Annotated in this window: 20 protein-coding genes and 1 tRNA gene; 15 read left to right on the top strand and 6 right to left on the bottom strand. The window is 43.1% G+C overall.

Annotated features, from left to right (window positions below):
- The first annotated feature begins 55 nt into the window (after positions 1–55).
- A complete protein-coding gene (locus BSZ04_RS00695; protein WP_088879200.1) occupies positions 56–1,942 on the top strand; it encodes an AAA family ATPase in 1,887 nt (628 codons plus the stop codon).
- Between the two features lie 327 nt (positions 1,943–2,269).
- Here BSZ04_RS00695 and BSZ04_RS00690 read toward each other — a convergent pair whose 3' ends face one another.
- The 3 genes from BSZ04_RS00690 to BSZ04_RS00680 form a co-directional block, all read right to left on the bottom strand.
- On the bottom strand, positions 2,270–2,998 hold the full coding sequence (locus BSZ04_RS00690) for a hypothetical protein (RefSeq protein WP_088879199.1): 729 nt from the start codon (positions 2,996–2,998) through the stop codon (positions 2,270–2,272).
- A gap of 253 nt (positions 2,999–3,251) precedes the next feature.
- The gene (locus tag BSZ04_RS00685; protein ID WP_088879198.1) at positions 3,252–4,559 is read right to left on the bottom strand and encodes a DUF6575 domain-containing protein; all 1,308 of its coding nucleotides are present in this window, start codon (positions 4,557–4,559) and stop codon (positions 3,252–3,254) included.
- Positions 4,559–4,975 carry a hypothetical protein gene (locus BSZ04_RS00680; protein ID WP_088879197.1) on the bottom strand — a complete coding sequence of 139 codons (417 nt, stop codon included), beginning with the start codon at positions 4,973–4,975 and terminating at the stop codon, positions 4,559–4,561. Before BSZ04_RS00680 ends, BSZ04_RS00685 begins: the two co-directional genes overlap by 1 nt.
- A gap of 195 nt (positions 4,976–5,170) precedes the next feature.
- Here BSZ04_RS00680 and BSZ04_RS00675 point away from each other — a divergent pair, with 195 nt between their 5' ends.
- The gene (locus tag BSZ04_RS00675) at positions 5,171–5,641 is read left to right on the top strand and encodes a hypothetical protein (protein WP_167381294.1); all 471 of its coding nucleotides are present in this window, start codon (positions 5,171–5,173) and stop codon (positions 5,639–5,641) included.
- A gap of 30 nt (positions 5,642–5,671) precedes the next feature.
- Here BSZ04_RS00675 and BSZ04_RS00670 read toward each other — a convergent pair whose 3' ends face one another.
- Both BSZ04_RS00670 and BSZ04_RS00665 read right to left on the bottom strand, forming a co-directional pair.
- A complete protein-coding gene (locus BSZ04_RS00670; RefSeq protein ID WP_088879196.1) occupies positions 5,672–6,727 on the bottom strand; it encodes a tyrosine-type recombinase/integrase in 1,056 nt (351 codons plus the stop codon).
- Positions 6,728–7,214: 487 nt separating this feature from the next.
- Positions 7,215–7,424, bottom strand: a complete 210-nt coding sequence (locus BSZ04_RS00665) for a cold-shock protein (RefSeq protein WP_005433440.1) — start codon at positions 7,422–7,424, stop codon at positions 7,215–7,217.
- Between the two features lie 369 nt (positions 7,425–7,793).
- Between BSZ04_RS00665 and BSZ04_RS00660 the strand changes: the two genes are divergently transcribed.
- On the top strand, positions 7,794–8,060 hold the full coding sequence (locus BSZ04_RS00660; RefSeq protein ID WP_088879195.1) for an alternative ribosome-rescue factor A: 267 nt from the start codon (positions 7,794–7,796) through the stop codon (positions 8,058–8,060).
- Here BSZ04_RS00660 and BSZ04_RS00655 read toward each other — a convergent pair.
- Positions 8,057–9,220 carry a threonine/serine exporter family protein gene (locus BSZ04_RS00655; protein WP_010452481.1) on the bottom strand — a complete coding sequence of 388 codons (1,164 nt, stop codon included), beginning with the start codon at positions 9,218–9,220 and terminating at the stop codon, positions 8,057–8,059. The two genes, BSZ04_RS00660 and BSZ04_RS00655, sit on opposite strands and share 4 nt — an antisense overlap.
- 332 nt (positions 9,221–9,552) lie before the next feature.
- On the opposite strand from BSZ04_RS00655, the gene BSZ04_RS00650 reads away from it, so the two are divergent.
- The 12 genes from BSZ04_RS00650 (at position 9,553) to BSZ04_RS00595 (ending at position 21,567) form a co-directional block, all read left to right on the top strand.
- Positions 9,553–10,995, top strand: coding sequence for a transporter substrate-binding domain-containing diguanylate cyclase (locus tag BSZ04_RS00650; protein WP_088879194.1), 1,443 nt, complete (start codon positions 9,553–9,555; stop codon positions 10,993–10,995).
- Between the two features lie 116 nt (positions 10,996–11,111).
- Entirely contained in the window at positions 11,112–11,858 is a 747-nt protein-coding gene (locus tag BSZ04_RS00645) for an outer membrane lipoprotein-sorting protein (RefSeq protein WP_088879193.1), read from the top strand.
- Between the two features lie 66 nt (positions 11,859–11,924).
- Positions 11,925–13,154 carry an ABC transporter permease gene (locus BSZ04_RS00640; RefSeq protein WP_088879192.1) on the top strand — a complete coding sequence of 410 codons (1,230 nt, stop codon included), beginning with the start codon at positions 11,925–11,927 and terminating at the stop codon, positions 13,152–13,154.
- Positions 13,144–14,379 carry an ABC transporter permease gene (locus tag BSZ04_RS00635; protein ID WP_088879191.1) on the top strand — a complete coding sequence of 412 codons (1,236 nt, stop codon included), beginning with the start codon at positions 13,144–13,146 and terminating at the stop codon, positions 14,377–14,379. Before BSZ04_RS00640 ends, BSZ04_RS00635 begins: the two co-directional genes overlap by 11 nt.
- Entirely contained in the window at positions 14,379–15,092 is a 714-nt protein-coding gene (locus BSZ04_RS00630) for an ABC transporter ATP-binding protein (RefSeq protein WP_009704729.1), read from the top strand. The genes BSZ04_RS00635 and BSZ04_RS00630 overlap by 1 nt, the downstream gene beginning before the upstream one ends.
- Positions 15,085–16,344, top strand: a complete 1,260-nt coding sequence (locus BSZ04_RS00625; protein WP_162531018.1) for a hypothetical protein — start codon at positions 15,085–15,087, stop codon at positions 16,342–16,344. The genes BSZ04_RS00630 and BSZ04_RS00625 overlap by 8 nt, the downstream gene beginning before the upstream one ends.
- A 67-nt stretch (positions 16,345–16,411) precedes the next feature.
- Positions 16,412–18,412 (top strand): HAMP domain-containing methyl-accepting chemotaxis protein, encoded by a 2,001-nt coding sequence (locus BSZ04_RS00620; protein ID WP_088879190.1) that lies wholly within the window; start codon positions 16,412–16,414, stop codon positions 18,410–18,412.
- A 278-nt stretch (positions 18,413–18,690) separates the two neighbouring features.
- Positions 18,691–19,170 carry a Dps family protein gene (locus BSZ04_RS00615; RefSeq protein ID WP_045385706.1) on the top strand — a complete coding sequence of 160 codons (480 nt, stop codon included), beginning with the start codon at positions 18,691–18,693 and terminating at the stop codon, positions 19,168–19,170.
- 216 nt (positions 19,171–19,386) lie between these two features.
- Positions 19,387–19,461 (top strand) — tRNA-Gly (locus BSZ04_RS00610).
- Between the two features lie 328 nt (positions 19,462–19,789).
- Positions 19,790–20,311 (top strand): DUF4136 domain-containing protein, encoded by a 522-nt coding sequence (locus tag BSZ04_RS00605; protein ID WP_088879189.1) that lies wholly within the window; start codon positions 19,790–19,792, stop codon positions 20,309–20,311.
- Positions 20,312–20,424: 113 nt separating this feature from the next.
- Positions 20,425–20,841, top strand: a complete 417-nt coding sequence (locus BSZ04_RS00600) for a hypothetical protein (protein ID WP_143693303.1) — start codon at positions 20,425–20,427, stop codon at positions 20,839–20,841.
- A gap of 45 nt (positions 20,842–20,886) precedes the next feature.
- Complete coding sequence (locus BSZ04_RS00595; protein WP_010452407.1) at positions 20,887–21,567, top strand: DedA family protein; 681 nt, start codon at positions 20,887–20,889, stop codon at positions 21,565–21,567.
- The last annotated feature ends 57 nt before the right edge of the window (positions 21,568–21,624 follow it).

Below are 21,624 nucleotides of genomic sequence, written 5' to 3'. Positions count from 1 at the left end.
GTTTAAGGCATCCTATGGGGTGCCTTTTTTATTGATGCTTTTGTAAAAAAATATAATGACTAAAACAATAGAAGAATATAAAACCGATTTATCAGATGTGATTGATCATATCAAGCTTTCTCATAGCTCAGACTTTGTTTTCAACTTAGACGAAGAGGGGTGGAGCTTATCCGGAGTACAGAAGTTTAACTTTTTTGTCGGTGCAAATAATTCAGGTAAAAGTAGAGTACTAAGGCTTGTTTTAGATAAAAGTAAAACTTGGTCAATTGGTAGTGACTTGATTTCAGCCAAGCAGGTAATGGAAGCCATTGACTTAGATGAAATTGAGCAACTTAGGTTTCGGTATACTAATAATAGAAATGCATTACGATCAGCGATTGTTCAGGCTAAAGAAACCACTCCAGAAGTACCAATAGCAGATTTAATTCAAAGAATCGCAGGGAAAGCCGAAGGGGAGTTCGGAGGTCGTGGTGGCGAATTAGAAGTTAAAGCTCATGAGTTGGTGTCTCCCCACCTAGATTCTAAAAAGCTTGGGTTATTGAACGATACTTTAGCATATAGGTATAAAGAGCCTATTTATATTCCTACGCTTCGCACCCTTCGTCATATAAGTGATGAAGACCATTACAAACTTAGGACTGTTCAAGATTACTTTCCGGGTTGTGATATAGATAATTCGGCTTCGACTAAATTCATCTTTACTGGTCATGATATTAGTGAAGATTTAAAACAACATTTGTTAGGTACACACAAACAAAGAGAAAAGGTTCGGCAATTCGAACAGTTCCTCAGTGAACAATTTTTTTATGGGGCAGACATCGCTATTACCCCTAGAATTAAAGACAATGTAGTCTGGTTCAAAGAAGGAGATAAAGATGAGTACCCTATTTATAATCTAGGTGACGGCATTCAAGCCATCATAATTCTAACTTATAAAGTGTTTATGGCTGAGGAGCCAACCATCTTTTTTATTGAAGAACCCGAAAAGTATCTACATGCGGGTATGCAACGAACGTTGATTGAGGCGTTGGCGTCAATTCCTCACCACATGTTTTTTATGACTACTCACTCTAACCACTTTCTCGACTTGGCTCTTGAGAGAGGTGATGTAGCAACACACCAAGTCTCTCAGCGTGAGGGCAAGACATTTACATGTAGCTCCACTGAACTCAATGATCTACTTGATGAGTTAGGTGTACGGGCTTCTTCAGTTCTTCTAGCAAACTGTTCTATTTGGGTTGAAGGTTTAACAGATAAGCTTTATCTGCGTGCTTATATGGCTAAATTCCTTAAAGAGTTGGAAGAAAAAGACTCTGAACCAGAGCGGGTGGAGCGCTTGAAGAGTTACCTTGAGAATCTTCATTATGTGTTCGTCGAGTATCAGGGGGCGAACATTACTCACTGGGCATTTAACCATGATGAAGCAGACATGGAAAAAACTAGTGCATATCTACTCAACAACAAAATTTTCTTGTTAGCTGACGGTGATATTGATTGGAAAGGGGAGCGAACAGAGAACCTATCGAAGCACCTTGGAGACCAGTTCTATCAATTGAAACTAAAAGAAATTGAAAACTATATACCTGTGGAAGTGATGCAAGAGACAGCAAAACTTCGCTGGAATGCGATGAAGCTGACAAACAACTGTACTTTGGACGTTTCTACGCTAACTCAAAAAGCGTATGAGCATAAGAGAACAGGGATTGGCAAGGCATTAGAACGTTGTGTAACCTCTAAACCGACTAATCTTGAGAAAAGCTTTTTTGAGGAAGTCAGCAAAAGTCGGACTGGTACTATTCGCGATAAAGTTACCTTTTGTAAAGAGGCTGTTCGCTATATGAATAGTCACCCAGATGATTGGGCGTTGACTAAAGAATTGACGGACTTATGTGACAAGTTATGGAAGCATATAGAGCGCAGTAATCAGTCGAGTTCGAAGTAAACTAAGAATAAAGCAGTTTTAAAGGAGCCAATCGGCTCCTTCTTAATCTCAAGCGTTAGTGGTAATTTGAATTAACCTGAATGTAATTTGCCACTTTCGTCTCTTTGATGTGACTAGGTGCCTGATAGGTTGTCCTAAATTGGTTCTGCCCCAAAGTTTATTAACCCATCTACTTTGTGCTAAATCAGCACTGCTAAGTTGCTGTACTTTTCCTAGTGGTGACAACGAATAAACGGTGCTCGCCACTCAAAAAAATGTATATCACAAGACTTTCATGCATAGTGTCAGGACGGTATTCTTATTACTATCTTTGTAAGTCTACTATGCTTACTTCTCTTTTTGGAATATAGGTACACATAACTTAGCTTCCAAAATTGCTTTATTTTGATAGCGTTCTAAATCTAGTTGCAATGCTTGCCGTGCGCTGGGGTGATTAATACGGAAACAATGTGTCTCATTTACTTTAAAATACCACAGCCTTCTTGGCTCTATCACCTTACTATCTGAGTAAATGAATGCGCTCTTAAGGTGTGAATCTCTGGATGAGCCCGTAGTAAAAATAGCCACATCAGGCTTTAAAATATCAAATTGCGCCTTTAACAATTGGTTAGAGAGATTGGCTATCATTGAAAACGCAGTGCTTTTCTCGGGACTCTTTCTGTTGTAACTCATGCAGAACTGATTGGAATAAACAGCGCTACAGCTTGATTCTTTCCCTCCCCCAGAAAGTTCTGATGAGCATTTATTATAAAATCTTAGCAGCTTATGCTTCCCTGGTGGCATCTTACTTTGAATTAAACTGTCAGACATTGACTGCTTAATTATTTCTCTTGAAACGTTACTACCATGTCTTATTGGGCAGTTAATTCTCCACGTTTTAGGTTCTTGCCCGATAAACAGCACTTTTCGCTTTGATTCAAAATAAGACTCATCAGGGCAGGCTAGGAAAGTTCCAGAAAGGTTTTTGGTTGAGTAAATTCTTGAAAAATCGGTTTTTTTTAATATTGAATAATATGCTTCTTCTAATTTCGCAACACTACCATTATAGCTTGACAAAACTATGTATCCTTCTAATTAGTAATTATTAAGTGTTGCACTTAATCTATTTTCGAATCAGCTAAAAATAGCTTATAGCAAGAGTTTTAACTGATCTTTGTCCATTTGCGAGCTACGATACAAGCAGGCCGACTGTGCGATCTGGTAGTGAGTTACCAGAGGCTGTGCAGAGTGTGTTGAGAAACAATTATAAAAGGAGCCAATCGCTCCTTCTTAATCTCAAGCGCTAGTGGTAATTCTAATAAATTCGCCGCTAGTTAGCCTCTTCGGCTTCTTCATATACACGGCCATATTCTTTTAGAATTGTCGCCCAGCTAGCCAAGCTACTTGCTCTTCTCGCTATACTAGAGCCACCTAGTCCTTTAACTCGCTCTTTTACAAATCTTTCTGCCGAGCTCGGGTCAATATCTTTGAGGCTAGTTACTTCAGCCCATTGCATCCATGCCCAACCAAAGTCACTAGATTCAAAGCGGTCTGCTAAAAATTGATACTTGGCAGTCCTGTTTTTCTTCTGAGCTAGGAACCGACCCGCGGTCGTGACAGTATTATTTGTTTCGAGCAAACCTAAGCACTTTGCGGCATGTGTATGGTAATCGACTTGCCTTTCTGAGCTGATGCCTTCAATAAGCTCGTGATTAAGCTCCCCGCCATTTACGCGATGTTCAACAATACTAATGACCCGATCTAGACAGTTAGCTTGAGGTACCTTACTTGAATCAATAAAAGTTTTTGTACTCTTTTCAAGTTTTTTAATTATAGGCAACAAGCTTGCAGAGCTAATTCTTACGGGTTCTTTTAGGGTCTCTGATGTTTTAGATTTTAGAGTGAGCTCTAACTTATCCATGTTTACAACATCAAGAAGGTCTTTGAATCGATATGGGTCAATTTCGTATTCTTCTAGCTTTGCTTCGATACTATCTTTATCTTTGAGAATACTTCCAAATAGCTCAATAGCAACCCCAGCTCTTTCTTGGTTACTTGAACCTAACTTGACATCAAATGAGCTGTATTTAGCATTGAATGGATAGATAGACGGCGACTTGTTGTGCCTATCTTTCATTAACAATTTTATGATGTCACCGAAAGCACCGAGAACTTTTGTCACCGCATCATCATCAGGTGAACCACCACTTCTTTTCGCTATTCGAAGGTTAAAATCCCAATTAGCCTCAGGGGCAATGGATTGAATTTCATCGAGCTCAATTGAAAAATCCTTAGGGGGGAGGTTCACTTGGCTTAGTGCATCTTCATTTAAGAATTCTAGCGAAGTTGATTTGTTCAGTTCTGCTGCATGTGTAGACATAAGAAGTAATTGCTTAGACTGCGAGAAAGCCTGATGAAAGCTACATTCTTCTCTTAGCAACGCATCTAAAATATTCTGAGACGTAGGCATATAAACCCACTTTGATGTTTGCCCATTATTGTAGTCACCACTCCAGTACACAAGGTATAAACGCTCTAGCTCATCTTTAACTGAAAAGCACTTAGGTCCAAAGAAGTCATCATAAATTTCAAAAAAACTTAGGCGTCCGAGAAATGTATCTTTAGGTAAAATATTCATTACTCCTCCACCTTATGTTTGATATGTTTGTGTGGTTCTGCACCTTCTGGCGCCCAAAGTGTAATATGCCCATCAGGAGACACTTCTTCAGGGATGACCCCAAGCTCAGCTGTTAAATTACCATAAACTGTTTTCCAATCCCCAAATTGTTCAGGAAACGGGTAGTTTTTTGCGACACGTTGAATTTTGGAAAGTTTAGACCAGAAAGAAATCCCATATGACTTAGGGATATCTTTTTTTGCGTAACGATAACCTGGCTTTTCATCTCGATGACGTTGAAAGTCTGCTTCGGTTGGTGGAGTAGTGCGAACTAGGCGGTAAACTTTGCCTTCAGCTGGTACAACCCCACATTTTTCCGGGATCCCTTCAGGAAAATCTGCAGGCCAACAGTGGTTTGAGTTAGAGGTATTATTCATCGAACTACTTTTGATTGCTTAGTATTTTACTTGCTAAGTGATATGCATATTGCTGCATGTTATCATGGCCAACATACTGTTTAATAGCAGTTTATCGACCTTTATCTCACAAAAATGATGCAGTGCGGAGTGTATTCGATGTCAAATCAAAATAGTATTCGGAATGATAACCCTGAAAGCTCGCCAAGGAGTCGTGTGGCTTTATTAGTACCTCCATACATCTTTATCTATTCATTAACAGCTTTGTGGTTGGTAGTTGATGGTTGGCTAACAGGCTTTAAATCTGTTTTAGGGTTATGGAGTGATTTGTCTATAGTGCCTCCGTTTGTTATCTCTATGATGTTTACGATGACAGGGGCTCTACTGGGTAGCGCTATATTAGGGATTATTTCATTTCATCGTTACTATGCAGTTGAGAAATCTTTCGACGCCAACCATGTTTGGGGATTCCTTTTTTCGCCATTACTTGCACTGATTATCGGTGCTTTGTTCTTTGCATTATTGAAGAGTGGTTTGGTTGTATTATCAGGGGCGAGTGGTGAGGTTACTGAGCCAGTCAGCGCATCTTTAGGGTATTTCGCTATCGGCGGGGTTGTTGGATATAACTGGGATGTGTTTGTCAAAAAGTTAGAAGAGTTATCGAAAAATTTAGCGCCTGCGCAATAGTTATATAAAGAGCCGCATTATGCGGCTTTTTTAGATCTTGCGCTCATGTAGCTTATGCGGAAACAGCTGGGTGTAAACTTGCCACAGAGTGTTTAGATTGCGGTGTCCCGTCACCTGAGCGACTTCTTCAATGCTGAACCCTTTCTCAAACAAGCGACTTGCACCTTCACGGCGTAGGTCATGATACCTGAGATTATCAATTCCGATCTTTTGGCAAACCTCTCCAAACCCTCGACCAACTGAGCGCTCATTATAGGGGAAGATACATGCGCTTTTACGTTCTTGACGCATGACAATGTCAAAGGCGCCGCCTAATAGTGGCACAACCATGTGGTTACCGGTTTTCTTACGAGGGTCTTTTCTGTCTCGGACGATAACAGTCTTCTGCTCTTCGTTTAGGTCTTCCCATCGAATTCGGCATACCTCACCAACTCTCATACAGCTAAGAATGCTAAAGTCGAGTAAATCAGAGTAGGGGATTTTGTTCTCTCTACGCTGTTCGCGTTCTTCTAGTGCTTGTTTTAGCAGTTCTAGTTCGCCGGCTGTTGGACGTCTAGTTCGTTTCTCAGATTTACCAATTAGCTTCATTTCAGTGAGAATTGGCGTGGTTTCAATTATGGTGGCAAGGTTGGCAGCTACATTGAAGACAGGTTTGGCCTTTTTGAAGATAGAGCGCAGGTAGTAAACATCACTGTAAACAGTTGAAGGTTTAGTTCCGGTGGCGCAGCGGTTTCTACAGTGGTCTATTAAGTCTTTGGATGTGAGTTCATCAGTATGGATTTTAGCAATGTCACAGTCGCGCAGAAACTTGATGATTGTCTGCTTAGAACGCCCTGTATTGTCCCACAGCTCTCGATTCTCTATAAACATATCAATCAAGTGCCCAATGGGGATTGAGCGTTCCTGAGCGCCTCCTTCTTCTAATTTTCGGACTTCATTCTTTGCCCAAGCAGTGGCGAGCGTCTTTTTCTTATGTGTTTTAGAAAAACGCTTTGCGATTTTGCCGCGGTGTTTGACTGTAACCGTTGCTTTATAGCGAGACTCACCACTTGCTAAGGTTCGTTTTTCGATACTAAACGATGCCATTGTTTGTGATCTCCAAGGAGTACCAGAAAGGTATTTTGAGGGGTACAAAAGGTGTACCGTGTATCGGAGATTATAGCACTTTATATTAAATCATCTACATTGAGATACTTCGTTAAGTAGTTGAATCTGTTGTGATAGTGAGGGCTATCTAGATGGGGTAAGGGTTGGCGGTATTAGGTGAAAATTCAGTGTAACTTATAAATAGTGGGTTTCAGAGCCATGTTCTTAGTCAGTCTCAATGTGTGAGGAGGTTGTTATCCCTATCAAAGTCTAAGTCGTACAAAATAACATTAGATATGATGCTAAATACCTTAGGGTTGTTGAGGTATAGCAAGGTCGTGGCACTAGGATACATCAACTCTAAAGCTGAGTTTGCATTTTATTGAGTAAAGTTAGTGTTTTACCTATATGCAGATAGTAATCTTGTAAAAATTAGGCAAAAAAATAGCCAGCTAAAAGCTGGCTACTATATCAAAATCTATAAGTCTTAAACTAGAGTGATTTTCTCAGCTTGTGGACCTTTTTGACCTTGAGTGATTTCGAATTCTACTTTCTGGCCTTCAACAAGAGTACGGAAGCCGTCACCTTGGATTGCAGAGAAGTGAGCGAAAACGTCAGGACCGTTTTCTTGTTGGATGAAACCGAAGCCTTTAGTTTCGTTGAACCACTTAACTGTACCAGTAGCTTTGTTAGACATGTCTATTTCCTAAATATCTAAATTTTGTGTAAATCTTCGCCTTTCAGGCGCTTATAGCGTGGAAAAATAAATTGCTATTGCGTACCACAGGACGGCGGACTTACTAATCATCCAACGAAATGTGAGAACAAAGAACTTTCTTTCTAGCCGTCGTTGAGTCTAGGTTAAATTCAGAGAGAGTCAACATATATCGGAAGGATACATGGAAATATTTGTATTTAGTCACTTTTTAACCACTGTTTTTTTGATGGAGTTGCAAATAAATGAAACAAGCATGAAGTTTTTCAAGAGATTTATGAATTTAATTCTACAAAATTGACTAGTTTGCGAAATTATTGTTCAATCTGGTTTGACCAATAAGGAGTATGTATGAGTAGTTTAAAACATAATCCCTGCCCGGATGAATTGAGTTTAGATACAGAATTTGGACGCGGGATAATCAAAGATAATGCACTTAAAGCGGCAGTCACGAGCAAGTTATTCAGAACGAGAGTAGTAAAAGCGAAGAAAGGTAAAGGAAGCTTCAACCGGAAAGCGAAGCATAGAGGCAAAGAGCCCTATTCAAAGTCTTCACTAAAGTGGATTTTGAATAGGGCTCTTTTCTTATCTGAGGGTGACTGCGGAGCTGTGTTTTAACGTTCTATTTTGGGTGAGTAAATGGAGTATGCGGTGATTTGCCCAGCAACGATTGCAGAGAACATAAACAGTGCAGAAAGCCCGATACTTGGGATTGGCAGAATTGACTGTTCAAACACCGATTGACTCGCACTGACCAAAACACGACTGCCTGGAACCAAAATAATGATCCCTTGTACGATATAAATAGATCCTGTCAGTTCCATTTTCTTTGCGATCCAAGTGCCGTATAAAGTGATCAATACAGTCGTTATCCAAGTTCCGACCACCCATCCACTGTCAAACCCTAGATAGAATGGCCCCCACATGCCGAGCATTGCTACTGGTAAACCTAGTAAAATATCGAGCGGACGAGCATTAAAGATAACGCCAAGGCAGCTTGAAATGAGAAACAGGCCACTGATATGCATCCAAGTTGGAATTTCATTAGTGTAAGCGATAGATTGTGCTTGCCCCCAAATGGCCTCGCCAATGTTAAGTCCCATTGTAATGCCCACAAACAGTTTGATCAGCGTGAGAGCGCATTGTCCTAATAAACTGGTGCCAGATACCAAGTCATTAAATGCTAAGCACTCTAAAGAGTTTGAAATGGAGAGGCCGGGAACAAACAGTACAATAGTGGCTATGCACAAAGCCCATACCGGAATAGGCAAGCCTGTACTAGAAAGATATGCGACGATGATGCCGGTAAAAAGCGCAGCGATAAATTCGACAGCAATAGCGCGGCGTGCTCGACATACCATTTGGCATCCCCAAACCATTAAGCCGAGTAAGAAAGCAAAGCCAACCGCCTCTAAAGTACTACCGACCAGCATCAAATAAGCTGGTGGAATCCCCATGTTTGCCAATGCTATCACCCACAAAGGATAGCCAGCTGGTTCGGGTACCGGTTCACTGCTTGGTTGGTTAATACGTATGATGGTATTTGCTAACAAGCTTAAGTTGATCGAAGCTGGCTTGAGGCGTTTTAGTACAACAGCATTGTTGTCGTCGGGGAATTGATAATTGATAGCCGTTGGTGTTGCTTGGATCATTACATCAACCCCATGCTTTTGAGCGTAGTGTTGAGTGTACTTTTCTACTTTGTAAGGCGCGCAACCACTGCGATGGAGAGTATCGCCAATCTCAACAATTTTGTTTATTCGATATTGTGAAGGCATGATGAATTATACTGCAAAAATTTTGCATTAAAGTTAACAAAGCTCATCGCTTTCTTGAAGCTAAGAATATGAGGGAAAAGCAGGACTGTGCTCTAGGTCTGATGGCATGCGGTATTTCGTAGATTATTTAAGCAGAACCAGAATTTTTGAGATTGGGAATTGCGAAGAAGCACTTTAGTGCTAGCGGAGGTGTACATCAGTAGTACAAATTTATAGAATTCTCAATATTGATATCGTGAATTAGATATGCGTCACATTTGGTACTCAATTACACTCACATTATTTGCTATACCTAAGGTTGTAGCCCATCAGTATTTGCGTAGAGAAAAGGTATGATGTTGTACGTGCATAAAGTATTAACACGGCTTAAGGTCGGACGGTTCTACCTTGTTCTTCTTCTGGCGATCTTCCTTCCTTGCTTTAGTTATGCTCACGTAACGGAGCCTAACGCTTTAGTTGTTGCTAACTCTAAAGCATGGAAACCATTTTCTTACCTAACAGAAGATGGCGAACCTGCTGGAATCTTAATCGACTATTGGAAAGCCTATTCGGAAAAGAACCATGTTCGAGTCGAGTTTTTGTTGCTTGACTGGGATGAATCGTTGCGTGCTGTGGAAGAGGGTAAAGCGCATATTCATGCTGGACTCATTTACTCCAAGCCAAGAGATGAATATCTAGAGTTTGGTGCAGTCATTATGCCCATTGATACACAATTGTATCTCGCGACTGAACTGGTCGGTTTGAATGTCCAAGAGGCACTAAGAGGCAATTCAGATACGAAAATTGGAGTCGTGAAAGGGGGATATGAAGAGTACTTTATTACTAATAAGTACCCTGATATAGAGGTAAATACTTACGAAAATAATGAATTGCTATTAAAAGCAGCGGCGCGGCAAGAGATAAAAATGTTTATTGCGGATGAGCAAGTGGTCAACTTTCATTCAGCGACATCGAATGTGATATTTAGCTTTGTGCCAGTTATGCATTTGTACAGTCGAGATCTCCGAATTGCAGCATCAGAGAGCAGCCCTATTTCTATCGGAGCTTTGTCTCGTCAATTTGAAAACATACCCCATTCAGAAAAAGATCGCATTATTAACCGTTGGACCAATATTCAGAGAGTCTATCCGATGTATTTGCTTCCTCTGGCCATTGTGCTGTTTTCGGCGGCTGCGATGTTTCATATTTTTAGTTTGCGAAAAACCGTTCGTCAAAAAACGAAAGAGTTAACGTCAGCCAATAAAAAACTCTTAGAGCTGACGCTGACCGACCCATTAACGAAGCTGCAGAACCGACGCCATTTTATTGATCAGTTATCACGTTATAGTGCGGGGGGCAGTAACCTGACGTTAATGATTTTCGACATTGACGACTTTAAATCCGTCAATGATCGGTTTGGCCACATTTGTGGAGACGAAGTTATTCTCTCTGTCGCCAATACTGCGAAGAAGAAAATGCCAGCCGAGGTGTCGCTAGCAAGGATAGGAGGAGAAGAGTTTGCCATTATTTCTTCTCGTCTGACAGAAGCTCGTGCTCGACAACTTGCAGAAGAGCTATGTATTGCTATTGCAGCAAATGCAGTGATGATTGACGACCATGTGGTTAAAGTCAGTGTCAGTCTAGGGTGTGCGTTCTATCCAGAGTTTGATTCACCACTGTCGCTGGCGGATGCTGACGCTCTGATGTATCAGGCCAAATCTGCGGGTAAGAACTGTGCTGTCTTCCAATGTGTACGTAGAGATAACGTGGCGCCTTTACTCCGTAAAGCTGAATAAACTTTGAGCGATCTCTCGCCGACCTTCCACCCCTTCTTGCTATACTGATTTGAACTCCCTGTTTTCGTTGTTATTTCTGACGTGAATAGTGTTGGATTTCAGTGTCGAGGACGGTTATGCGTACTGCTTTTTTATCTCTATTGTGTTGGTCCATTTCATTTACTGTTGTGGCTGAAAGTGCTTTTGATATCGTGCAACAGTCAGATCAGGCAATGCGCGGTGATTCCAGTTATACCGAATCGACCATGGAGATCATTCGTCCTGATTGGACTCGGTCGATGACCATGAAGAGTTGGACCAAAGGGACGGATTTGTCTTTGGTGTTGGTTACGGCGCCAGCCAAAGATAAGGGCAGCGCTTCTCTAAAACGACACAGAGAAATGTGGAATTGGGTGCCGAGTATTGAACGCGTTATCAAAATTGCACCTTCTATGTTGAGCCAATCGTGGATGGGATCAGACTTTACCAATGATGACTTGATCAACCAGTCTTCTATCGTAGTTGATTATCAACATGAATTGAAAGGCGAGGATACGTTTGATGGCGACAAGGTTTGGGTAATAGATGCCGTTGCAAAGCCTGACGCTCCCGTAGTGTGGAGTAAAGTAACTCTATGGATTTCTATGTCGACGTATCTACAACGTAAAGTGGAATTCTACGACGAGTTTGATGAGCGAGTGAACGTGATGGCGACTTATGACGTGAAAGAGATCGGCGGTAGAAAATTAGCGACCAGAATGGAAATGCAGCCGCTTGATAGGCCAGAGAACAAAACAGTACTCATTACTCACCAAGCACAGTTTGATTTCGATATCGATGACAGTTTTTTCTCTCAGCAACAGATGAAATCGCTGCGTGACTAAGTTTGGATAAATGAAAGGCTAAGAGAAGAAACGGATAAGCGAACATCAGCGGAAGGATACGAATCAATGCTTGTGAAACTGGCTTGGCGAAACCTCTGGAGACAAAAGCGCAGAACACTACTGACGGCGTCTGCGTTGGCATTGGTGCTGTTTCTTTCGCTTATTACACGAGCGTTTCAAGAAGGGAGTTATACATCCAATATCAAAAATGCCGCCAAGTTTTATACGGGTCTAATTCAACTGCAAAACCCCGAGTTTGGTGACTCTTCCAGCATTGATGATGTTTTGCCGCAAACCAACATCTTCATTTCGGCGGCGAAAAACAATCCCAATGTTGACGTGGTACTGCCTCGAGTGGAATCTTTTGCTTTAGCGGCAAAAGATGAACGCTCAAAAGGCGTGATGGTGTTAGGCGTGGAACCTGGCGCCGAAGACACGTACTCCAATATCAGCGACAAATTGATTGAGGGAAGTTACATCCAATCAGGGCAAAAATCAGTGCTGGTTGGTGGTGGTTTAGCCAATTATTTGCAACTCAAGGTTGGCGATGAACTGGTGCTATATGGTATCGGTTATCGAGGGCAGACCGCGGCAGGTTTGTATCAAATCTCGGGCATACTTCATTTTCCTTTGCAGCAGCTTGATTCTCAGTTGGTGTACATGCCGCTCGATACTGCGCAAAACCTGTATTCATTGGATGACCAAGTCACCGCATGGGTTTTAAATACGGAGAGTTTAAGAGCCTTACCTAATACCGTTGAACAGCTTAAAGCCGAGTATGGCGATAACGTTGCCGTGAAAGATTGGAAGGCATTGTCGCCAGAAATGGCACAGCAAATCGCCTTAGATAAAGCGGGCGGCATTTTCTTGATTTACATTCTCTACGGCATTGTTGGTTTTGGCTTGTTTGCGACTATCTTAATGACGACATTGGAACGCCAGCGTGAGTTCGCTGTCATGTTGGCAACCGGAATGCTGCGCTCCAAGCTCGTCCTTCTGCTCACGATAGAGTCTCTGTTTATGTCCGTCATTGGCATTCTTATTGGGCTAATCGTGAGTGCTCCTGTGTTGGGGTATTTCTATTTTAATCCAATCGAAATTACTGGTGATGCTGCCAAGTTGATGCGCGAAAGTGGTTTTGAGCCTATTGTGCCCGTCTCGCTCGACCCACATTTGCTGCTCAATCAAATCGCAGTCGTGCTATTGATTCTTTTGTTGTGTTTGCTTTACCCAATGATTCGCATGCTTCGAATGCCCATTGCAGCAGGGTTAAAAGGAGGTGCTCATGCTGGTTAAGTTGGCTTGGCGTAACTTGTGGCGCAACAAGTTGAGAACCTCAATCATGCTCGGTGCCATGGTATTTGGTTTGATGGGCGTGGTTGCCATGATGGGATTCATGAATGGCTTGGTCGATAGCATGATCAAGAACGCCATCTCTTGGCAAACCAGTCACTTTCAGATCCAGCAAAAGTCCTATTTGGTCAATCCTGAGCTTAAAGATGTGATTTCCGATGCGGATAAGATAACCAAAGTGTTGGCGAGTTACCGAGAAGTGAAAGCTATCTCTGAGCGATTTCTAGCAGATGGCATGGTGGCGTCAGCGCGCAGCACACGTGGTATTCGCATCAACGGCGTTAATATCGAGCAAGAGCAAAACATCACGCCACTCTCGAAACATATTGTCGACGGAGAATGGCTGAGCGAAGAAGGCAGAAATCCGATTTTGGTATCGAGCAAAATAGCCGAACGATTGAAGCTACGAGTCGGCTCCAAAGTCGTGCTCACTTTGTCTGATGTCAATGGGGAGGTTGCAGGCGCGGCATTTCGTGTTCGAGGTATATTCAAAACACCATCGACAGGGTTTGATGACGGTAATGTTTACGTCCGCAAAGCGGATCTTGAAAAGGTCGCGGGGCTGAGTGGCACACACGAAATCGCGATACTCCTTACTTCTAATAACGATACTGAGCTCAAGCAGATACTTGCGTTCACTCACTCTATTTTGCCGCCGGAAAGTAAAGACTTGCTCAGCGTGAGACCTTGGCAAGAGATCCAACCTTTGCTCTCGACCATGATGAGCACAATGGATGTTTCCAACCAAGTGATGCTGGTGGTGTTTGTGTTGGCGATGACCCTTGGCATCATCAATATCATGTTGATGTCGGTGTTTGAACGCACGCGAGAGTTCGGTGTGTTAATGGCTGTAGGCATGCAAAAACACAAGATACGCTTGTTGATTGTTTTTGAAACCTTGTTCCTCGGATTAAGCGGTTGTGCGCTTGGGTTACTCGGAAGTGCAATCATGCTCAAGGTGCTGAGTACTACTGGATTATCGCTGGCTAGTATGGCGGAAGGGCTGGGGGCTTATGGCGTAGATACCTTGCTCTATCCACGGGTATCGCTAGCGGAATACCAAATGATCATTGTCGCGATTTTTGTTGCTAGCTTTATTGCAGCACTGTACCCCGCACGACAAATCTTAAAGCATCGACCAGTGGATGCCATGGCGGAGAAAAGCTAATGACCATCAAACTAGAAAACCTAACTAAAATTTACAACGCCGATGGTGATTATCCCGTGCATGCAGTGCAGTCGGTCGATCTGGAGATCAAGCAAGGTGAGTTCGTTGCGATCATGGGACCATCTGGTTCGGGTAAAACGACGTTGCTGAACATGATTGGCGGTATTGATGCTCCAAGCTCTGGCAAAGTGGAAATCGACGGCTGCATGATTTCATCGATGTCAGAAAAAGAACTGATTGCCTATCGTCGCGATAATATAGGCTTCATCTTCCAAGACTACAGTTTGTTACCTGTGTTAACCGCGCTTGAGAATGTGGAATTCGTCATGCAACTGCAAGGAAAAACCGAGCGAGAGTGCCGTGAACGTGCGACGTCCTTGCTTGAACAAGTGGGGTTAGCGGAGCAAATGAATAAGGTGCCAGGTAAGATGTCTGGTGGGCAGCAACAGCGTGTTGCGGTTGCTCGTGCCCTAGCGCCGAAGCCTCGTTTTGTCATGGCGGACGAACCCACTGCCAATCTAGACGCCAAAAGCACTGCGGAGCTGCTCGACATTATGGAGCAACTTAGCGAACAAGAGGGAACGACGTTTATCTTCTCGACCCACGATCCGCGGGTGATAAAACGTGCACACCGCATTATCGTATTTGAAGACGGTCGCTTAGCGCGTGATTTCAGTAATATTGATAATCGTGCAGAGAGGTCGCATGCATAGAGCTGTTTCCTATTTGTCTGCGACTTGCACCAAAGCTCTCCAATTCAATACCGGCTTGCTCAAAACAAAAGTAAATGCAGTGTTTATTAAGGCGTTAAGTCTTTCATTGCTTAGTCTTCAGGCTGGTTCTGCCTTGTCTGCTGTCCCCGGATTAGAGCCTCAAAAGTCATGGGATTTGGATGGCTACATCAAATACATGGCAACCTACAGTATTCCTGATGGAACTGATAATACGTTCGATAACCTGATACACAATCGACTTAACTTTGAATACCGTTTTTCCTCTAGCTGGCGTGTGAATGTTGGGCTACGAAATCGAGCACTTTGGGGCGATTCTAGCGACTTCCCTGGCTATGCTGATTTGGTCGCGTTGGATTCTGGTTACATGGATTTAAGCAAAAACTGGCACGAAGATGATGTGGTCATCAACAGTCAGCTTGATCGTCTATATCTCACTTGGCAGCAAGATGACTGGGGAGCGCAACTAGGGCGCTTTCGTATCAATTGGTCGATGAATACGATATGGAATCCAAACGATATCTACAATGCGTATTCGATTTACGATTTTGACTATGAAGAGCGGGCAGGCACGGATGCGGTCATGCTGAGCAGGAAGCTAGGCTTTGCCGACGGCGTAGATTTGGTGTTTTCACCAGCTCGTCAATCAGGGCAAGACAGTGCCTCACTGCGTTATTTCGCCAATCAATCGGGATGGGATTATCAGTTTATTGTAGGGCGAGCTCGGATGGATTACGTACTCGGCGCTGGTTTTGCAACGGATGTGTTTGATGCGGGTTTTCGTGGAGAGCTCACGTGGTTTGATCCCATTGATCCAGAATTTGAGGGTGAACCGACCGAAAAGACCACAGTTGCCAGTATTGAATCGGATTACAGCTTTGGCGGAGGACGCAGCTGGATGGGGCGTGCAGCGTGGTTGTTTATCTCCGAACCGCAAGATATATCGAGCGCATTGGCATATTTGAACCTTCCTCTCGACGTAAAAACGTTGAGCTTTACACGAAATACTTGGTACGCCGATGTGAGCTTTGATTTAACCCCGTTAAACCGCGTCACACTCTCGACCAGTTACTATGATGATCACTCTTATTTCATAGGAGCATCGAGCAACTACTCCCTCGCAAATGACTGGCAGTTACTTACCGTGATCCAAAGTTTTAATGGTAATCACGATAGTTTATTTGGAGCCACTCCAGCAACATTGTTATTCGCTAATATAAAATACTCTTTTTGATTACATGTCTTTAACATTTTAATGGTTAAAGTTATATTTAGGGCTCATCGTTGTCAGGAGTTTATGGATGAACCTTACGATATCAGGGAAGTTGCAGCTCAGTTTTGTGCTGCTAGCCGTACTTTTTATGGCATCAGCGGTATTTACTTATCGCAACGTCACCACCGTTGAGCAATATGCCTCTTCATTACTTAAATCCGATTTACCGACCGTAGACATCAGTCGCGGTATCCAACAATCCGTTCAAGCCTCGCTTTCTTCTATTCGGGCCTACATGTTGTTAGGTGGTGATGAGCAAGAGAGCATGCGCTTGAGTGAAAAGATGCGCAATATCATGGCGTCAACTGACGAATCTCTTCCGACTTTACAAGCTTTGATCTCACAACAGGACTTTCAAGCGGTTCAAAGCCAATGGGACGCAGTAAAAGAGTCTCTAAATAAGCTGCTGGAGCTTAGCCACAGCGACGAGAACTTACCTGCTCACAACCTCTTCATTAACGAGGCAGCACCTATAGCGGAAGTGGCGCTTGACCAGCTTCAAAGCCTAATTAATGAAGAGTCTGGGAACCCATTTGGTGGAGACAGAAAACGCCTGTTTAAAGTCTACGCCGACAGTTACACATCGTTAGCCAATGCACTTTCTGCTTTGCGAGATTTTCTTTTATACGGGAAGCAAAGCTACTTGGATAAATACCAAGACTTGATTAAGTACCACAATCAGTCTGTAGCGGAAATCGACAGCAAACTGGATAGACTCACCGATAACGACCAATCACTGTGGTCACTGTTTAAGGAAATGCAGCAACTGTACTTTCCTCTGGCAGAGCAGGTGATTGCATTGCGTCAGTCTCCAGAATGGAACGAATCAAACTTGCTGATGGCTAACGAACTGTTACCAGCTGCGGATGCTCTAGACCAAAGCTTAGAGACGATTGTATTGGCTCAGCAAAATCGTGCCGATCAGAGCGGGCAGGGCATCAATCAGTCGATCAAAAACGTACTTACCACCATGTTGATTGCAGCGGCGCTGGTTTTGTTTGCCGCAATAGTGATTTCAAAATACATGGGCAGCACCATTGGTCGCCGAGTGAAGAACTTGTCGGAGCGAGCAAAGACGATCGCTTCAGGAGATGTTTCTCAGCCTCCATTGGTTGTTGTAGGTAAAGATGAATTGGCTGATCTCACCGATTCGATTAACCGCATGAACGAATCTTTGGCAGGTATAGTTTCCGGAGTTAATGGTAAAGCTAGTCAGGTTGATATCAGCATGGAAGCACTGTTGGAGTCAGCTCAGGTCACTTCATTGAATATAGAGCAGCAACAAACCAACATTGTTGAAATGGGGCGTCAACTGGATGAGATTGCTCTCGCAGCAAGAAACACTTTGGATCAAGCCAACCAATCGGTGCAGAAGCTTTCTGATTCAAAAGGCGAGATTGAACAAGGTCGTGATGCTCTAGAGCAAAATAAAGTCACCATGGAAAGCTTACACGGCAGTATTGAAACCGCCAGTACGCAAGTGACACAGTTAAGCAAAGAGAGTGAAGCCATTGGGCGTGTTACTGAAGTGATTGAAGGCTTGGCAGAGCAAACTAACTTACTGGCATTGAATGCGGCGATAGAAGCGGCGCGTGCAGGTGATCAAGGGCGAGGCTTTGCGGTGGTTGCTGACGAGGTTCGTATGTTGGCGACACGCACGACTGAATCGACAACAGAAATCAACGGTATCATCAATGCCATTCAACGCTCGACTAATTCTGTGGTTGAGGAGATTGAACACAGCCAATCACTTGCGGAGCAGGGCGCTGAACACATTGATAAAGCAGTAACTCGTTTGCTTGTTACTACTGAGCAAATTGGCTCTTTGAATGAACAAATGGCAGAACTTGCGGCAGCGGCAGAGCAGCAATCTCATGCAACCAATTCGATCACTGGATTGATGTCAGATGTCACTCATTCAGTGGGGGAGGTTTCGAATAACAGTCAGCGAGCATCAGAAACTTCGATTGAAGTAAAAGAGCAAGTTACCGAGTTGAATCAGCAAATGGCGGCCTTCAAGACCACTTAGAAGCGGCACCTTGAACTCTTAACCTAATGTGAAAAAGCCCCAACCATTGTTACATGAAAATGGTTGGGGCTTTTTTGTTGAATGATACGCCGATATTCGTCTGCTTGCTCATTGGAATTGGCTATTTAAATCATAGCTAAAACCAAATTTTTTTCGTCGAGGCAGAGTCGTAATATGACTCCATCGGCAGCAAACACTGCAAAAGAATTTTTAACTTTACACCAATCTAGAGAACAGTTGGTCACTACGATTGGTAATACTCTTCTAGGAGCAAGATTATGAACAAACAAGCAAACCTAATTGGTCTAGATAGCGAACAATCAGCACAACTAGCTCAACAGCTCAATCAGCTACTAGCACACTACCAAGTGTTGTACATGAACTCACGTGGTTACCACTGGAATATCAAAGGTCAGCAGTTCTTCGAACTTCACGTAAAATTTGAAGAGATCTACACTGATCTACAAACAAAAATCGATGAGCTTGCAGAGCGTATTCTAACCTTGGGTCATACGCCAGCGCACGCATTCAGCAACTACCTAGAAGCAAGTGAGATTAAAGAACATCAAAATGCGACTTCTGGTGAGGAGTGTGTACAAGGTCTGGTTCAAGGCTTTAGCGTTCTACTTCTAAAACAGCGTGAGATCCTACAAAATGCTGGTGAAGCTGACGATGAAGGTACAGCTGCATTGATGGGTGACTACATCCGAGAACAAGAAAAACTCATGTGGATGCTTAACGCTTACCTACAAAGTTAAGCAATGCATCGCCCGAGTACTCGATAGGAAATGCATGAACAAATCGGGAATAAGTTAGAAGGAGCACATTAGTGCTCCTTTATTTCGTTGTGATGAAACAAAAAATGAGCGCCGTGTGCAAGCATTTGATTATATTTGGCTGATTAGTAAGCAGTTGAACAAAAAGCGCTTTTCTTTTCCTACAGTTGTGGCATATTGAGGTTGTCACTTCGATGCGCGGGCATCGTATAATGGCTATTACCTCAGCCTTCCAAGCTGATGATGCGGGTTCGATTCCCGCTGCCCGCTCCAATTCTCGACTTACCACGATATCAATTTCATAAATCAATCTCGTTACCATGTGATGGTAAGGTTAAGCAATTTTGCCCTCTATCCCAGCTAGAGTTAGTTTCTAGCCATTAGTTAGCTAACCAACGACCTCGCATTACATAGAATATCTTTGCTTCCCTCAAAATCGATGTGAACTCATGTCGACAATTTGAATTGTTAAGCTTTGTGGTCAACACTCGAATAAGCACCTATTAAACAATCTAATACCAACTCGTATTGAGAGAATTCTGCTTTCGATAGCTCAAAGCCGTGTGTTGGTGTATCGAATAATTGTGAGAGGACTGATGTTATGTTGAAAAGAGCAATTGGCGCATCGTTACTGGCTTTGATGCTAGGCGCTTGTACTACGGTTAGCACCGATGTCGACAAGCAAGCCGACTTCACGCTGTATAAGACTTTTGATTTTGGTGAGAAAGGTTCAACGCCAATGAGTCTCGACGCTCGTCGAATAGAAGAGGCTATTGAAGGGCAACTGCAGAGCAAAGGTCTTTCTATGGTGGAGGCAGGAGGGGATTTGTATATCCATCATGATATTCAGCAGGAATCTGAGCTTGTATCATCTGGCACTTCGTTTGGTGTGGGGTATGGCTGGAATAGTTTTGGAGTCGCTGTCTCTAGCCCAGAAAGGTATCGTGAAAGAAAGTATGGCAACTTAGTCGTAGAGCTTGTCGATACCAAAGCGAATCAAGTTGTTTGGAAAGCCATATCGAAACGTAAGTTGACGGAATCCATGAGTACTGAAAAGCGTGAAGAATTTATCTCAGAAGAAGTGCAAAAAATGTTTGAGTTGTACCCGCCAAAAGAGCAATAAAACGGCACTTTGATATCAAACTATGACCAAATTATTGTGATGTGAGAATTTCATTTGCATTGCGCTTCAAGTGGGGTTAAAACGTCTTATCGTTACGTTTGAGGCTCCCCTTGGTGCGTACCTTCCTGTTTGGTTTGCTCACTCTTGTTTTTTCTGGTTTGGTGTTTGCATCAGGGCAGAGTAATGCTTTCCGACAATCCCATTTCGCCACACCAGCAGGGCTAGAGCATATCGAAGAAGAAAAGCTCAGAACGACTTTCTTTTTCCGGGAGTTAAATGCATCTCTCCAAGGTCGCCAGCAACTCCGCTTAAATTCTACTCGTCCAATATCCACTCAAGATCGTCCGCCCCTTTACAATGAGACTGTTCGTACAACGAGCGTTTGGGTGTCGCAATCAGAGCAATCTCTATCAAGTGCTTTACGCTGTGCTTATGCAATGCTGCATCGCGCAATGGATACGAACCACAATACTCGAGCGCGGGGTCTAGAAGAGGCAAACTTGCTATACCGATTTATTCATTATCAATAGTCAAATCTTAACGTTTTGATTTATTGGAATAATTTGGAGAAGTATATGTTTGATTCTATTTTAGATGTCTTGTTAGCTCTATGGCACCAAGATTTTTCTGCTTTGATGGCGCCCGGTAGTGCGGGTTTGATCTACTTTGTAGTAGGCATGTTGATATTTTTAGAGAGTGGCTTTATACCAGCGGCTCCTTTCCCTTGTGACAGTGTGGTTGTTTTGTCTGGTACCCTTGCTGCAGTCGGGATTCTGGACCCGGTATTCATATTGCTATTGCTAACGGTATCCGCAGCGTTTGGTAGTTGGGCTGCGTATTTTCAAGGGAAATGGCTAAACCGCCTGCCTAAAGTGCAAGGCTGGGTAAATGCAGTGCCTGAAAGACGCCTTCACCAAGTGGACGTGCTTTTAGGTAAACACGGATTGATTGCGCTGTTTTGTGCTCGTTTCGTTCCTGTCGTACGGTCATTGCTACCGTTAATGATGGGAATTAGAGGCAAGAAGGTGAACAAGTTTCACTATTTCTCGTGGTTAAGTGCATTGTTATGGACGTTGTTGCTTTGTGGTTTTGGTATGTTGTTACCTTTGTTACCAGAAAACATCAGCAAATTAGTCACCATGGGGTTGATGGCAGCACCAGTAATCACGCTAACCATTGCCATTATGAGCTTCATTATTGTTAAAGTGCGTAAAACATGGAGCAAGTCAAAGGCAACCCCGCAACTTCCTCAATAGCTTCATTCGTGTGTTTAAATGTGCATCAAAAATCAAAAAGGCGCTGTGGTAGCGCCT

The organism is Vibrio rotiferianus, assembly GCF_002214395.1.
GTDB classification, from domain to species: Bacteria; Pseudomonadota; Gammaproteobacteria; order Enterobacterales; family Vibrionaceae; genus Vibrio; species Vibrio rotiferianus.
Note: the sequence above shows the minus strand (reverse complement) of the source record. Positions and strands in the feature narration are given on the sequence as shown.

Coding starts and splice junctions, on each gene's coding strand:
- BSZ04_RS00695 (WP_088879200.1), top strand. CDS start 56: ATGACTAAAACAATAGAAGAATATAAAACCGATTTATCAGATGTGATT.
- BSZ04_RS00685 (WP_088879198.1), bottom strand. CDS start 4,559: ATGAATATTTTACCTAAAGATACATTTCTCGGACGCCTAAGTTTTTTT.
- BSZ04_RS00680 (WP_088879197.1), bottom strand. CDS start 4,975: ATGAATAATACCTCTAACTCAAACCACTGTTGGCCTGCAGATTTTCCT.
- BSZ04_RS00670 (WP_088879196.1), bottom strand. CDS start 6,727: ATGGCATCGTTTAGTATCGAAAAACGAACCTTAGCAAGTGGTGAGTCT.
- BSZ04_RS00665 (WP_005433440.1), bottom strand. CDS start 7,424: ATGTCTAACAAAGCTACTGGTACAGTTAAGTGGTTCAACGAAACTAAA.
- BSZ04_RS00660 (WP_088879195.1), top strand. CDS start 7,794: ATGAGTAGTTTAAAACATAATCCCTGCCCGGATGAATTGAGTTTAGAT.
- BSZ04_RS00655 (WP_010452481.1), bottom strand. CDS start 9,220: ATGCCTTCACAATATCGAATAAACAAAATTGTTGAGATTGGCGATACT.
- BSZ04_RS00650 (WP_088879194.1), top strand. CDS start 9,553: ATGATGTTGTACGTGCATAAAGTATTAACACGGCTTAAGGTCGGACGG.
- BSZ04_RS00645 (WP_088879193.1), top strand. CDS start 11,112: ATGCGTACTGCTTTTTTATCTCTATTGTGTTGGTCCATTTCATTTACT.
- BSZ04_RS00640 (WP_088879192.1), top strand. CDS start 11,925: ATGCTTGTGAAACTGGCTTGGCGAAACCTCTGGAGACAAAAGCGCAGA.
- BSZ04_RS00635 (WP_088879191.1), top strand. CDS start 13,144: ATGCTGGTTAAGTTGGCTTGGCGTAACTTGTGGCGCAACAAGTTGAGA.
- BSZ04_RS00630 (WP_009704729.1), top strand. CDS start 14,379: ATGACCATCAAACTAGAAAACCTAACTAAAATTTACAACGCCGATGGT.
- BSZ04_RS00625 (WP_162531018.1), top strand. CDS start 15,085: ATGCATAGAGCTGTTTCCTATTTGTCTGCGACTTGCACCAAAGCTCTC.
- BSZ04_RS00620 (WP_088879190.1), top strand. CDS start 16,412: ATGAACCTTACGATATCAGGGAAGTTGCAGCTCAGTTTTGTGCTGCTA.
- BSZ04_RS00615 (WP_045385706.1), top strand. CDS start 18,691: ATGAACAAACAAGCAAACCTAATTGGTCTAGATAGCGAACAATCAGCA.
- BSZ04_RS00605 (WP_088879189.1), top strand. CDS start 19,790: ATGTTGAAAAGAGCAATTGGCGCATCGTTACTGGCTTTGATGCTAGGC.
- BSZ04_RS00595 (WP_010452407.1), top strand. CDS start 20,887: ATGTTTGATTCTATTTTAGATGTCTTGTTAGCTCTATGGCACCAAGAT.